Origin of the sequence: Polystyrenella longa, from assembly GCF_007750395.1 — a bacterium.
GTDB lineage: Bacteria > Planctomycetota > Planctomycetia > Planctomycetales > Planctomycetaceae > Polystyrenella > Polystyrenella longa.
In genome coordinates this window covers 5,176,945-5,192,000 of the sequence record NZ_CP036281.1, presented here as the reverse complement: position 1 = coordinate 5,192,000, position 15,056 = coordinate 5,176,945, and the positions used below count along the sequence as shown (strand labels likewise).

Below are 15,056 nucleotides of genomic sequence, written 5' to 3'. Positions count from 1 at the left end.
AAATCGATGAACAATAAATGTCGGCGTTTATTAATGGTTGAACAGGAACTCTCGGCTCGTCATCAGGCTCCAGTGTAAATCTTCGAGCGCCAGGCGACGTTGATCTCCGGTTGCTTCTGCCAGATACGACGCCAGTTTTTGCTGCTCCTCCTCTGTAGGGTATCGGCAAAGAGTTTTCAGGAATGCCTGTTCAATAATCTCTTCATTGGACATTTCCGCTTGCAGCAACAGCTGAATGATACTCTTGTCACTCTGCAACTTTTTGTTGATCGTATCTCCATTGGATAGGTGCAGAACCTGTACCATCGTGGGTTCATCCGATCGTTCACATTCGCAGGTAATCAATCGCTGGTTCCGACCAAAAGTTTTCAGGAAGTAGGATTTAACGGCAGAGTCATAAAGCTGAATCGCCCGGGTGCCATCGGGATAGAAATCGGTATCCATCATGTCGGCGCCCGGGAATTCGATTTCATTAAACTGGTCCGTGACATTCGTGACTTGCGAAATCGCATCCAGCAACACCTCGGCCATCATTCGGCGGGGATAATAGCGTGAGTAGAACCGGGTTTCTTCTTCGTTGCCCGGCAAAGGCTCGCTGCTTCGTTGATAAGCTTCGGACTGCAGGACTACACGAATCAGTTCTTTAACGTTGAACTCGTTCGCGACGAGATGGTCGGACAACTTAGAGAGAAGTTCTTCATTACTGGCCGGATTCGTCACCCGCATGTCATCAATTTGTTCGACCAGTCCAACCCCCATAAAGTTCGCCCAGACACGATTCGTAATCGAGCGAGCGAAGTAAGGATTCTCAGGGGCGGTTAACCACTTGGCGAGATGAATACGCCGATCGCTCGGATCATCAAACTCAAGTGCTTCTCCATCCAGTGGTGAAGGAGGTTGGGGTTCGCCAGTTAAGGGTTGAATCAAGTCTCCCTTAGTCGAGACATAGAGTGTTCGGAGTCCATCGCCATTTCGACCTTCCCCACCCCAGCCTTTTGCCCGCACGCGGGCGAACATGTTTGCCATCGCGTAGTATTGATCGTTGGTCCATTTTTCGAGCGGATGGTTATGGCATTTGGCGCAACCGATGGAGAGTCCCAGAAACGCCTGACTGGCGTTTTCGGCCATCAACTCGGGTTCCTGATGCAGGGCGTAGAAGTTCGTTGCCCCGTTTTCCACGCTGCTTCCCTGGGCGACCAGAATCTCGCGAACCAATTCGTCCCACGGAGTATTCTGTTCGACATGATCTCTTAACCAGGTGTAATATGTTTTAAGTGCTTTCGGTCGCAGCTTGGTTCCGTTTAGCAGCAAAATATCGGCCCACTTGTACGTCCAGTAGTCAATGAACTCCGGACGAGAGAGCAAAGAATCAACAGCTCGCACTCGTTTATCGGGAGCCGGGTCGTTGAGAAAGACGACCACTTCTTCCTGCGTCGGCAAGGTTCCAATGGTGTCGACATAAACTCGTCTTAAAAAGACTTCGTCATTGGCTCTGGGTGACGGAGGGAGATTCAGCCGTTGAAGTTGTTTAAGAACGAGTTCATCAACAAAGTTCTGTCGGGGAGACTCGGCATAGATTTCTTCGGGCACTTCATTTTCATAAGGAGAAGTGACACGGGCAATGGCGGGCTGCGATCGAAACAGAGCCGTGATGGCTCCTTCGCCCGCGCCGACGACCGTCACCACTCCGTCTTCATCTACTTGGGCCACGGCATCATTCGCAGAGATGAACTTGGTCCACTGAGTGACATCATCAATCGTACCGTCAGAGTAGTAAGCTCTCACCAGTAATTGCTGAGTGGTATCGGCTTTGAGTGTCACCCGTTCCGGCAGAATCTCCAACCTGTCCATCGTCGCTTCTGTATCGCGCTTATAGGTTGCTCCCGCCGCGACCCATTCCGAGAGGATTTGATATTCACGAGAATCGGTATTAAAACGTAGCCCCCCCTTATGAGGAATTCCGCCCGATGGTTTTGCGAGGATGAGGCTTCGTCCAGGATCGGACAGCTCGACTCGCCTTCCGCGTGCCTGTTTGACAATTGTGTGAAAATCGGTCGCGGAATCGTAACCCCGTAACGACAATCGAAAGCCCCCTTTGCCTGCGAGTGCACCATGGCAGGCACCGCCGTTGCAACCTGCCTTGGTCAGCACCGACTGAACATGCCGTTCGAACATCCACGGTTCCTGTTGGTCGGCACCTGTGACGACAACTTTCATTTCTGCCGTTTGGCTTTCGTCATCGGATGAAGAAATCTGAATCACCGCCTCCCCATTGCTGACAGGTACAATCATCCCGTCCACAATTTTGGCAATCTGCTCATCCGAGATCTTAAAATCCAAGCCAGACTGAATCTGTTCATTAAGGTCGACACCCGTCCGTTTCTGCACCAGAAAGGAATGGCGTGCTTCCTGTCCATGTAAGGTCACCGTTTCGGGCAAGACGGTAATCCCCGTTTCTTCCGCTACGATGTTTTTCGTAGTGAACGCAACGGCCAGAAGAACGAACACGCCCATGCAGAGAAGACGTCTAGTAGTCCGCGCTCGTTGGGTGGATTGGTATTGATGATGTTGAACAAGCCGAATAATCATTCGACGTTCCCCTTATGATATTTAATATGCAGTAATCGTCGTTAGTGAAAAGCGGTCGGTCGCCAGCCCGTTGGTTCGAGGTCAGGCAAACAGTTCGTGAATCTCACGTTTACCCGGATCGACCAGCATGAAGGGACGTCCCGCTGGACCAGGAAGTTCTGTTTCCAAATTCAGTCCCAGACTATGGAAGATCGTGGCGGCAATCTGTCCCGGATCGACTGGACGTTCTGCGGGAACGGCCCCAATGGGATCGCTGGCGCCAATGACGCGTCCACCCTTCACGCCTCCTCCGGCAAAATAACAGGTGAAACATTGCGGCCAGTGGTCGCGACCACCCGCCGGGTTTACTTTGGGAGTCCTTCCGAATTCAGCGACATTGCAGACCAATGTATCGTCCAGCATGCCACGCTCGGCGAGGTCTTCGATAAGGGCACTGTAAGCCTGGTCATACATGGGGGCGACATTCTTTTTCATTCCTTCGATGGAAGTAAATGGTTTTGAACCGTGAATGTCCCAGGTGATTTCGTCAAAGACTGTCAAGAACGTATTGATCGTGACAAACCGAACCCCAGCATCAACCAATCGTCGGGCGAGAAGACAACACTGGCCGAAACGGGTCATGCCGTACCGCTCACGGACGGCCCGGGGTTCTTTAGTGAGATCAAAAGCCTCGCGTGCTTGCGTACTGGTCATCAAGCGATAGGCCGATTCGAAATTACCTTCCAGTAATTTGGCGTTTTCGCTCGCTTCGAAGTCAGCAACGGTCTGGTCAATCACTTCCCGCATTTTACGACGTCGATCCAGACGAACTTCGCCAATCTCCTGGGGAGGCAGCAGGTCTGGAACCTGAAAGTTTTCCTGGGAAGGGTCAGCGGAAAGCTCAAACGGATCATATGCTTTCCCCAGAAATCCACCCGATTGCCCATTCGGCAGGTTCCCACCACCTCGGCCCATTTTTTCGGGAAGGACCACATGCGATGGTAAGTCAGTGCGACGACCGCGGAGGTAACTGACAACCGAACCGACGTGGGGCGTATTCACTCCGCCGGAAAACTGGCGACCCGTCTGCAGCATCTGCCAACCCGCATCGTGAACAGCGGCCGAGGTGTGATAGCAGGAACGGACCAATGAGAACTTATCCGCCACCTTGGCGTGCATCGGAAACATTTCCGAGATTTGAAACTCAGGTGAGGCCGTGTCGATGGGCTGAAACGGACCGCGGACTTCTTTGGGGGCATTCGGTTTCATGTCGAACGTGTCAATCTGAGACGGAGCTCCCAGATTGAAGATCATGATCGCCGACTTTTTGTCTTTGGCGGGATCAACCTGACCCTGTTCTTTCGCGTGCAGATAGTCGGAAAGCGACAGGCCGACCGCACCGAGTGCTCCGGCCTGAAGAAAGTCACGACGTGTGGTTCCGTTACAGGTCTGTGCTTTGCCTTTGCCAGTCATCATAAACATGGCGAACTGTTCCTCACTGGTAATATCGGATAGTCATCTTGCCGCGACACGCTCAATAGCTGAGCGGAGACCGGCAAGTTGATTTGAGTTGTTGCAAGGGGAGAGAACGACATAACTTGTCCGTCAACAGAAGCGAATCAGACCCGCGATGGGTGCCACTCCCGCACAAGCGGTCGAAAACAGGATGGATCAACAAGATCAATAAACAGAGATGGGACGTTCCATGCTAAACAATTCCGCCAAGGTTTGTCCACGAATTAGTTCGCCTACTATCAATAATCCGTTTCTTGACCCTGTATGCGTATATTCGAATCCATCGTGAAATTTGTATATAGCTACAGAAAATATAATAACGACTGAGATTTTGGCTTGTCAAAAACTATTAGATCTGCGGGTCGGCTTTAGTGTTCAAAAAGCTCCCTTTCGGTGGACATTTAAAACATGGCGCGGTAGGGTTTTTAATAGACTCATTTACTGAGGAGCACTTTTACACCTGCATTCGTAGGGTAAACGAACAAAAACGGCTCCTATTCTTACTCTCTCTTCACACCATTACAGGGCCATTACCAATGTCACAATCTCCCTCTCTGCGACGTATGATTCGTAAACAGTTTGCACGGTTTGTTCGACCCCTTCCCATTCGCCCGGCTTACCTGACGAAAAGTCCTTCCTATATCCAGTTTGATCTCCTGGAAAACCGTACTTTATTATCAGGCGTCACGAACCCAGTGGACCCACCCACTTATCAGGAAACTTTTAACGATAACGATGCAAGCGACTTTGATCAGAATGCTCCTGCCGATTGGTCGATCAACAACGGTGAATATGTAGTCAATCTTTCTGGTGGTAAAGGCGTAGGGACATCCACAATCGATTTTCATGGGTTCCTGCCTCAGAACTTCGAAATGGCGGCCGACATTACTTCCGTCCAGAGCAGTGGCGACTGGCATGATGGTTTCCTGATTTTCGACTATCAGGGAGAGAACGATTTTAAGTATGCTGGTTTTTTTACTGGTAAAAATGAATTCGTTATTGGTCACTACGAAGGAGGCTGGGGCGATCGCCTGGCTGAAGTCGACTGGGACGCTGAAGGTCGCACCATTGATATGGGCACATCGTACACTCTGCACTTGAAAGTTACCGGGAATGAAGTCGAGTTATCCGTCGATGGTGAAGCAATAGCCTCGGCAACTTACGAGGACAATACAAGCTTAAACGGTGGTGCCTTAGGGATGGCGGCAGTGAATTCCGTTACTAAGTTCGATAATTTCATTATCGCGGAAGAAGTTCTCGCGGGACGCTCGTTCGTGCCCTTGTTCGAAAACTTTGAAGATGGACGTGCGGATGACTTCGTGACAGGGAACGGCCCTCTCTGGACAGTAGAAAACCTTGGTCATACTTTTGTTTACGAATCCGATAGTAGTAATGGTAAAGGGATGACGACTTCGGTAGTGGATGTCTATGGAACTCTCTCAGAGAAATACATTATTTCGGTTGATATGACTCAACTGGCGGCTTCGAATAGCTGGCAGGATGGGTTTGTTATTTTCGACTATCAAAGTGATACTGATTTCAAATTTGCCGGAAGCTTTGCAGGTCAGAACCAGTGGGTCATTGGAGAGGTCGTGGGAAATATAATGATCCGGCGAACTGAAATTGACTGGGATAATTCAGGTCGAACGATCAATCCCGAGCAGAGTTATCATCTGGACTTGCTCGTCAGCGGAAACGAAGTCGATCTTTCCGTTGACGGAGAAATCATCTTGGAGACGTCCTTCCCTGAACCACTCCTGAACACAGGTAGGTCCGGCCTGATGACGAAGAACGCACTAACACGATTCGACAACTTCGAAGTCAAACCGATGCCGATGGATCCAGGAGGGGATCTTGATTCTTTATATGATATCGGACTGTTGACAAGTGGGTTCCAGACTCAAGGTTCCGTCGGTGTTGATGGTTACGGACACTATGACACTGAAGATGTCTTTCGGTTCGTGATCAATCAGGACTCTTCCGTGCGACTCAAGATGATCGGCCATAATGATTCGGTATCATTCACTCTGTTTCACGACAAGAGTGGAGACGGAATATACGACTCCAATGAAAGAGTGGAGAGCAATATCGTTAGTGGCCAGGAAACTATGGTGGAAAATGTTCCGGCAGGTGAATATTTCATCAGAATTAGTTCCGTTTATACCACACATGACCGCGACTATTCATTCGATTTATCACATACTCCGATTCCAGGTCTCGCCCCGGACCCGGGTGAAACCATAGCAGAAGCGACTGATCTGGGAGTATTGAACTCTCCTCAAGCGCTATACCAGATTATGGGCGGATCCGACATATCTGACATTTACAGATTGGACCTACAAAACCACTCTCAGCTTACCGTCAATCTGTCTGGGCATGACGAAGCTCTCTCTTTGAAACTCTATGAAGATATCAATCAAAATGGAGTGCTGGAGACCGCTGAAAGGCTCGAAAACTGGTCCTCAGATTCATCACTGGTTATGACTGAAGCACTATCATCCGGTACCTATTTCGTCGAAGTAGCACCCCGTTGGGAGTATAGTAACTCTTTATATAATATCGAATTCTCTCAAAACCCTCTTGATATTCCAGTAACCGATCCCGGAGACAATATCGCGACTGCCGTGAACTTGGGGATACTGAATTCACCACTATCTGCGAGTCATGTGCTTGGTGGAAGTGACGAAATGGAGGTCTATCGTTTTGAGATTACAAACGATGCTTCAGTAACGGTCGATATTGATGGTATTACCGAACAGGTCAATTTTTACCTCTACCAGAACTCCAACAGCAATACTCTACTTGAGAATTTTGAAGATCTGGAATATTTGACACCCTCTTCTCCCACATCAATCGTCACCGACTTGCCGAAGGGGGTGTACTACATTGTGCTAACGCCTCGATGGGATTATTCCAATACAGCATTCACATTGAACCTGTCCCAGAATCCCTTGACGGTTTCTCCTGTGGATCCGGGGAATGATATGGCTTCTGCTCGAAACCTCGGTGTGTTGAACGCTGATAAACTAATCAGAGACGTCATCGGTGGGAGAGATACTCAGGACTTATACCGATTTGAAATTCTGGCCGATGCTACAGTTGCCATTGATCTGAGCGGTATTAATGAGCAAGTCTACTTTTCTCTCTACCATAACTCGAATGGAAATAGCTTGCTTGAAAGTTTTGAAGATTTGGAACGCCTCTCCATAAGTTCGGAAACATCTTTGATAGACGACTTGCCTGCAGGGGAATATTATATTCTGGTGGAGCCTCGATGGGATTACAGTAATACCGCATACACCCTCAATTTGTCTCAAACTCCATTGTCGGTGACTCCCACCGACCCCGGAGATACCATTGCCACAGCGTATGATCTCGGTACGCTCACGTCTAACCTATCGGCCAGTCAGGTGATTGGGGCCGGCGACCCGAGCGATCTATTCCGGTTCGAAATCCTGAGTGACCTCGATGTCACCCTTAACCTCACAGGACTTCGTGAGCATTCAACGATGGAATTGTTTGCTGATAGCAACGGAAATGAAATCCTCGAAAACAGCGAAGGAATCCAGTTCAGAAATTCAACTCAAGAAATATCGATGACTGAGTCACTCACGGCTGGGGTCTATTTCATTCGTGTTGCACGTCACAATGATGATGACAGTTCGGCCTTTTCGTTAGATATCCTTGCAACGGCATCGTCTTCGGCTGCCCCCATCAGCGATAACATCTTCTCTGATGAGGACCTGCTCGAACTCGTGTGATGATCTTCTTTTAATACGAGAGTAAAATCATGAAAAACGCCGTTGAGAGCAAACGATCTCAACGGCGTTTTTTTACAAGCAATTCATAAACCCTCTAATGGGTAATTATGACTCTCTATTCGAAAGATCACGAACAACCACAACCGAGTTTTGAAATGGGCTTTAAACAGGTCGAAACCTATCCTTCCGAATCCTTCAGATTCGCAACGACGGTGTAGTCTTCTAGTGTGGTCGTGTCACCGACTTGTTCTTTGCCTGCGGCGATGTCACGGAGGAGACGTCGCATGATTTTGCCGGAGCGAGTTTTGGGTAAAGCGGCGGCGAAACGGATCTGATCGGGTGAGGCAATCGCTCCGATTTGATGGCGGACGTGGTTTTTCAGCTCCTGTTTCAGCTCGTCCGAACCGTCACCTTTCTTCAAAGTGACGAAGCAACAGATGGCTTCCCCTTTGAGTTCATGGGGGTAACCGACGACGGCGGCTTCAGCGACCGCTTCATGCGAGGCGAGTGTCGATTCGACTTCCATCGTGCTCAATCGGTGGCCGGAGACGTTAATGACGTCGTCCACGCGGCCCATAATCCAGTAGTACCCATCTTCATCGCGGCGGGCACCGTCACCGGCAAAGTAACAGCCCTCGATTTTGCTGAAGTAAGTTTCAATAAAGCGATCGTGGTCGCCATAAAGCGTGCGTAGCATGGAAGGCCAGGGTTGCGTCATGACCAACAAGCCACCCTGATTATCATCCAGGCTGTTGCCTTCTTCGGAAACGATATCCGGGACGACACCCGGCAGTGGCTTGGTGCAACTTCCTGGTTTCGTCGCCGTGACACCGGGAAGGGGGCTCATCATGATGCTGCCCGTTTCCGTTTGCCACCAGGTATCGACGATGGGACAGTTTTCGTTCCCGATCACCTTATGATACCACATCCAGGCATCCGAGTTAATCGGTTCACCGACCGAACCCAATAGACGCAGGCTGCTGAGGTCGTGTTTCTTCGGATACTCGTCGCCCCATTTAATAAACGCACGTATGGCTGTAGGGGCCGTGTAGAAGATGTTGACTTGATACTTCTCGATGATCTCCCAGAAACGACCTTCATCCGGCCAGTTGGGAGCCCCCTCATACATCAAAGTCGTCGCCCCGTTAGCAAGCGGACCGTACACAATATAACTATGGCCGGTGACCCAACCGATATCGGCGGTACACCAGTAAGTGTCTTCTTCTTTGAGGTCGAAGACCCAGCGGGACGTCATCTGCGTGCCTAGGATGTAACCGGCAGTGGTGTGCAGAACTCCCTTGGGTTTGCCTGTACTTCCAGACGTATAAAGAATGAACAGTGGATGTTCGCTTTCGAGTTCCACTGCTTCGCAGTCGGCGGATACATCTTCCATCAGCTCGTGCCACCAGTAGTCGCGATCATCAACCATCGTCACGTCGGCACCGGTACGGCGAACAACAACGACTTTCTCGACGGTAGGTGATTTTTCCAGACTGTCATCCACTGCGGATTTCAGTGGGACTTCTTTGCCACGACGCCAGCCAGCATCGGCTGTAATAACGACTTTCGCTTCTGCGTCGTTGTTACGATCAGCGACCGCATCGGCACTGAAACCACCAAAGATGATCGAATGCGTTGCGCCAATTCGGGCACAAGCAAGCATGGCGATCGCCAGTTCGGGAATCATCGGCATGTAGAGCGTGACTCGGTCACCGGTGGTGACGCCCAACTTTTTCAGCACGTTTGCGAATTTACAGACTTCGCGATGCAAGTCCTGGTAGGTCAGCACACGGGTATCGCCCGGTTCCCCTTCCCAGATGATGGCCGCTTTATTTTTCCGCCATGTCAGCAGATGCCGATCGACACAGTTGTAACAAGCGTTGATTTTGCCCCCCGAAAACCATTTCGTGTTCGGCATGTCCCCTTCGAGGACCGTATCGAACTTTTTGAACCAGTGTAGATTCTCCGCCATTTCACCCCAGAACTCAGCCGGTTGATCTTTGGCTTTGTTCCACAATTCCAGATACTGTTCTTCCGAACTGATGTTTGCCAATTCACTGAATTCAGCAGATGGTGGGAACAGGCGGGTTTCTTTCAGGACGGATTCAATATTTTCACTGGTCTCTGAGCTCATGAGACGGACTCCTCTTGCTGTGGATCGGAAGTTTCAGTTCAACATCTCTGGAAACTGTGTGCAGAATGACAGACACAGTTCAGATGTTGAGAGAGAAGGAGAGAGACCTGTCGTGGACAGATCCTCATCCGGTATCAATTAAGAATTTGAGAGAATTCGAGATAATCTTTGAAAAATCGGAAGCCCTAATCTTAGACCTGAACAGTATTGACTGTCAAACGAGTCCCCCCCAGAACTGTGGACTCAGACAGATCCTGCTGCCGCAAAGTCCACCTCACCCGCCTACCCTCACAATAAAACAGGGGTCAGGCGGGATTTAAAGCGATCAATGGCAAAACCTGCTTTGATTCAGGTTCCAGTGCTAAGGGCTTTTTCGGGATGAAGTTTCATTCAGGGCTCTGTCTCGCGGCAATCACGGCCACTCTCGCTCATGACCCCTCCACCGCGGACCCAATCCGGCGAACGCCGGGGGTTAGGGTTCGCCTTCGGCTCGGTTGGACCACCAGGGAAGTCCGACGCCCCCATCCATAGTGAGCGTGCCGCCCGTCATGTAGGAAGCATCGTCACTTATCAGGTAGGTAATCATCTTGCCAAGTTCTTCGGTGGTGCCCAGACGACCGAGAGGAAGTTTCTTGGCTCCTTCGTCAAGTTGCTCTTCGGAAAAGAATTTGCGTTCGCCCGGAGTATCCGTCCAACCCGGATGAATAATGTTGACGCGAATACCATGTTTGGCGAACTCGCAGGCAGCGGTACGGCTCATGTGATCAATCGCGGCTTTGGACATGTTGTACGCGCAGGATGTCGGAATCGCGAGGACGGCGTGAGGAGAACTGACAGTGACGATGGAACCGGGAGTTCCCTGTTTGATCAGCTGTTGAGCTGTGGCTCGCAGCGCGTAGAAAGCACCCCACATACTGACATCAATCGTGCGACGGAATCCGTCCATGTCGGCTTCGACAATGTTCTGACGGTCGCTGAATGCGGCATTGGAAACCAAACCGTCGATTTTACCAAATTCAGCAGCGGTCTTAGCAACCATCTCTTCTACCGCTTTCTGGTCGGAAACATCACCTTGCACGAGCAGGGCTTTTCCGCCTGCTTTACGAACCAGGTCAGCAACTTCTTCCGCCTCTTCCGGATGCGACCGAAAGTTGATGGCGACATTGGCCCCTTCCCGAGCCAGTTCAATGGCGCAACCGCGACCAATTCCGCGAGAGGCTCCCGTAACCAGATACGATCGATCTTTCAATTTCATATTGTTTCCAAGTCCAATTCCTGAAGGCTGTTAAATAAGGTCGTTCAAACCGAATCAGCGAGTGAAATCACGAATTCCCCGTTATCTCACTCCGGTGTGCGGTCTATAATAAAGACTGAGGCTTAACAAATCACCTCTTGGGTGTATGGTTCTTTTATGAGGTACGGGCGCAATTTCGACGAAATTCGGCATTAATGGATTATTTGTTCAGTTTTCTTGCTGTAACTTAGCGAATCCCGTTTTGCCCTGTAAAACAAAGGTTGAAAAGTCGCCTGTTCTGATAGTAAGTTGGATGTATCGGGATCATTGACGTTCACGATGCAGCGGATTTCAGTCGAAAGGACGTTTCTACAAACACTTCGACTGGGTTCCTTCATGGCAACTTGTCGAACCGAACACCCAGATTATACGAATTTCGGTGGCACGATACCTCCCGGTGCGAGTCTGTTTCGCATCGCATTTCCTTCCTGACTGATTTCCTGCCTGGTCTACTCTCCAAGAGAATCTGCAGAGGAACCATTTCTCGAGTCAGAAGAAAATCCCATCGGCCATATCTGAAACATCGCCTCGTAGAAAAGGGTATTCTACATGTCTTTCGCGCTTCGTTTAGTTCACTATTTCTCTCCAAGGCTGACTGTTTTACTAACAGTGGGAATACTGGCCGGTCTGACCCCACTCCAGGCGGAAGAGTCTCCGCCCGAAGAAGTGCGGTTCAACCGTGATATCCGCCCCATTCTGTCGGATACCTGCTTCACCTGTCATGGTCCCTCGAATAAAGATGTCGAAGCAGGTCTGCGTTTTGATAACCAGGAATCCGCCTTTTCCGAACTTGAATCGGGAAACCGCGCAATTGTTCCCGGTAACCTGGAAGAGAGCGAACTGTATCAGCGAGTCGCCAGTGACGACGAATTTATGGTGATGCCTCCCGCAGATCATCACAAGCAATTAAAACCAGAACAGATTGATCTTCTGAAACGATGGATTGAACAGGGCGCAAAGTGGGAAGACCATTGGTCGTTCATCACGCCGAAAAAACCGGAGATCCCACAGAATAAACAGGAAGGCTGGGCTCGCAACGATATCGATCATTTCGTATTGCGACGACTCGAAAAAGAAGGACTGGCACCCTCGGCGGAAGCGGACAAGGAAACCTTAATTCGCCGCGTTACTTTCGATCTCACCGGCTTACCTCCCACGTTGACAGAGGTTGACGAATTCCTTGCCGATGAGTCTCCGGACGCCTATGAAAAAGTGGTCGACCGCCTGCTCAACTCGCCCCATTATGGCGAACACCAGGGACGTTATTGGCTTGATGCCGCGCGCTATGGCGACACACACGGTTTGCATCTCGATAACCAGCGATCCATCTGGCCCTATCGCGACTGGGTGATTGATGCGTTCAATAATAATATGCCGTTCGATCAATTTACGATCGAACAGATTGGTGGCGACTTGTTGCCTGAACCAACCCTCTCTCAGAAGGTGGCTACTGGTTTTCAACGCTGTAACGTTACTACCAGTGAAGGGGGATCGATCAACGAAGAATATATCGTTCGCTATGCTGTTGACCGCGTGGAAACAATGGGAACCGTCTGGCTCGGTTTGACTCTCGGCTGCGCCGTCTGTCACGAGCACAAGTACGATCCAATTACACAGACCGAATTCTTTGAACTGTTTGCGTTCTATAACAGCCTGACCGAAAAGGCGATGGACGGAAACGCGATGCTTCCTCCTCCCGCCATTCGTGTTCCTTCTGCTGATGACGAAAAACACGTTGCCGAGTTACGAGCATTAATTGACAAAATAAATACGGAAAAAGCTCAGCTATACAAAGACGTTTCCTACACCGACCCCACTCCCGACGCCGTCGCCACTCTGCCCGAAATGCAGGAAACCGTGGTCGTCGACGATGAAGCACCTGAAGATGTTACTCTGCTCGGCGCCCCTGAAAAAGAATGGCACTTCGTCGAAGGACCAGATCACCCCGTCTACAGCGGAACCAAGTCGCTAATGCGTACAGGGAGTGGTCTGTCTCAGCAGTACTACGAAAGTGATAAAAGCCCACTTACCATTCGACAGGGAGATAAATTCTTCTTCCATGTTTACCTCGACCCGGAAAGCCCCACCGAAGAAGTCATGCTTCAGGTTCATACCACTACGAACACCTGGGGACAACGCGCCTACTGGGGAGAGAGTAAGATTGACTTTGGTAAAGAAGGAACCACCGAACGGATGCGGCTGGGTGACTTGCCTGCAAAAGGGGAGTGGGTCCGGTTGGAAGTACCAGCTGGAAAGATTGGCCTCAAAGAAGGGGACATCGTCGATGGACTCGCAATGTCTCAATACAGCGGGACCGTTTATTGGGACAAGCTGGGGCTGCTGAGCTACGGCGATTTCAAAAAAGAAGGATTCGATTCTCAGCGAGTCTGGGAGCAAGTTGAACTGGAGTTGCAGGATTCCAGCACACTTCCAGCAGACCTGCTTGCCGCGATCAAAACGTCTCCTGCAGATCGCACTCCCGAACTGGCAACGAAAATCTCACATTACTACCTCGAAAACTTCAACCCGACGACCCGGGCAGAGTTTGAAGCTGTTAAAGCAAAGATAGCCGAGAAAACGAAAGCATTAACAGACTACGAAAACAACATTCCCTCGACCCTTATTATGCAGGACATGGAAGAACCACGTCCGGCACACATTCTGATTCGTGGGGAATACGATCAGCTGGGCGACAAAGTCGAACGGGGAGTGCCCGCTGTCTTACCACCCCTTCCCGAAGGGATGCCTCGTAATCGACTGGCACTCGCCAAATGGTTGGTGGACCCCAACAATCCGCTTACCGCTCGTGTGACCGTGAACCGGTATTGGCAGCAGTACTTTGGTGTCGGTCTGGTCAAAACGACAGAAGACTTCGGCTCACAGGGGGAATGGCCTTCGCATCCGGAGTTGCTCGATTGGTTGGCAGTGAACTTCATCGAGAGTGGCTGGGATGTCAAAGCCTTCCAAAAATTGGTCGTCATGTCGGCCACTTATCAGCAGTCGTCCGAAGTCACTGCCGAATTGCATAAACGCGATCCTCAAAACCGCCTGATGGCCCGAGGACCTCGTTTCCGTCTCGATGCCGAAATGATTCGAGATAACGCCCTCCGTATCGGTGGTCTGCTTAACGAGCAAATCGGTGGATCGAGTGTCAAACCTTACCAACCGCCAGGACTGTGGAAAGTCGTCGCTTACACCTCCAGCAATACATCGAATTTTACAAAAGACGAAGGGCTCGCACTTTATCGTCGTAGCATGTATACGTTCTGGAAACGGACATCACCTCCCCCTTCCATGACGACGTTCGATGCACCATCACGGGAAACCTGTACGGTGAAACGGGAACGGACCAACACGCCGCTACAGGCACTCAACCTGTTGAACGACACCCAGTTTGTGGAAGCGGCCCGTAAATTCGCGGAACGTATTTTACTCGAAGGCGGGGACTCTACTTCCAACCGGGCCGGCTTTGGATATCGCTGGGCGACGTCGCGATTCCCTGATGAACGGGAGATTGCGATTTTATCCGAGCTATACGAAACCAACCTCGAAGAGTTCAAGAACGATCTTACCAGTGCCGAACAGCTATTAACGGTGGGAGACTCGCTGCGAGATGAAAGTCTCGATCAGGCGGAATTGGCTGCCTGGACAATCGTCGCCAATACGCTGCTCAACATGGACGAAACCATCGTCAAAGAGTAACGAACCGTATTGCACCTTCCGAGTTGTTCAGATACAGCAATTCCAATTCAATCTCTTGCGAAACGCAGGCATGAAACACAGG

At 50.4% G+C, this 15,056-nt stretch carries 6 protein-coding genes; 2 read left to right on the top strand and 4 right to left on the bottom strand.

What is annotated here, in order from left to right; translation table 11 throughout:
- Positions 1-30 precede the first annotated feature (30 nt).
- Together Pla110_RS19190 and Pla110_RS19185 are read right to left on the bottom strand one after the other, a co-directional pair.
- On the bottom strand, positions 31-2,589 hold the full coding sequence (locus Pla110_RS19190; RefSeq protein ID WP_197440303.1) for a DUF1549 domain-containing protein: 2,559 nt from the start codon (positions 2,587-2,589) through the stop codon (positions 31-33).
- 81 nt (positions 2,590-2,670) lie between these two features.
- On the bottom strand, positions 2,671-4,050 hold the full coding sequence (locus Pla110_RS19185) for a DUF1501 domain-containing protein (RefSeq protein WP_144998210.1): 1,380 nt from the start codon (positions 4,048-4,050) through the stop codon (positions 2,671-2,673).
- A gap of 569 nt (positions 4,051-4,619) precedes the next feature.
- Here Pla110_RS19185 and Pla110_RS19180 point away from each other — a divergent pair.
- The gene (locus Pla110_RS19180) at positions 4,620-7,844 is read left to right on the top strand and encodes a PPC domain-containing protein (RefSeq protein ID WP_144998208.1); all 3,225 of its coding nucleotides are present in this window, start codon (positions 4,620-4,622) and stop codon (positions 7,842-7,844) included.
- Positions 7,845-8,022: 178 nt separating this feature from the next.
- On the opposite strand, the gene acs is transcribed toward Pla110_RS19180, so the two are convergent.
- Together acs and Pla110_RS19170 are read right to left on the bottom strand one after the other, a co-directional pair.
- Positions 8,023-9,978 carry an acetate--CoA ligase gene (acs, locus tag Pla110_RS19175; RefSeq protein ID WP_144998206.1) on the bottom strand — a complete coding sequence of 652 codons (1,956 nt, stop codon included), beginning with the start codon at positions 9,976-9,978 and terminating at the stop codon, positions 8,023-8,025.
- Positions 9,979-10,450: 472 nt separating this feature from the next.
- Positions 10,451-11,233, bottom strand: a complete 783-nt coding sequence (locus Pla110_RS19170; protein WP_144998203.1) for an SDR family NAD(P)-dependent oxidoreductase — start codon at positions 11,231-11,233, stop codon at positions 10,451-10,453.
- 588 nt (positions 11,234-11,821) lie between these two features.
- On the opposite strand from Pla110_RS19170, the gene Pla110_RS19165 reads away from it, so the two are divergent.
- A complete protein-coding gene (locus tag Pla110_RS19165; protein WP_144998201.1) occupies positions 11,822-14,974 on the top strand; it encodes a PSD1 and planctomycete cytochrome C domain-containing protein in 3,153 nt (1,050 codons plus the stop codon).
- Positions 14,975-15,056 lie beyond the last annotated feature (82 nt).

What these genes read in the sequence shown, in the direction of transcription:
- Pla110_RS19185 (WP_144998210.1), bottom strand. Translation starts at nt 4,050, where the DNA reads ATGTTTATGATGACTGGCAAAGGCAAAGCACAGACCTGTAACGGAACC.
- Pla110_RS19170 (WP_144998203.1), bottom strand. Translation starts at nt 11,233, where the DNA reads ATGAAATTGAAAGATCGATCGTATCTGGTTACGGGAGCCTCTCGCGGA.
- Pla110_RS19165 (WP_144998201.1), top strand. Translation starts at nt 11,822, where the DNA reads ATGTCTTTCGCGCTTCGTTTAGTTCACTATTTCTCTCCAAGGCTGACT.
- Pla110_RS19190 (WP_197440303.1), bottom strand. Translation starts at nt 2,589, where the DNA reads ATGATTATTCGGCTTGTTCAACATCATCAATACCAATCCACCCAACGA.
- acs (WP_144998206.1), bottom strand. Translation starts at nt 9,978, where the DNA reads ATGAGCTCAGAGACCAGTGAAAATATTGAATCCGTCCTGAAAGAAACC.
- Pla110_RS19180 (WP_144998208.1), top strand. Translation starts at nt 4,620, where the DNA reads ATGTCACAATCTCCCTCTCTGCGACGTATGATTCGTAAACAGTTTGCA.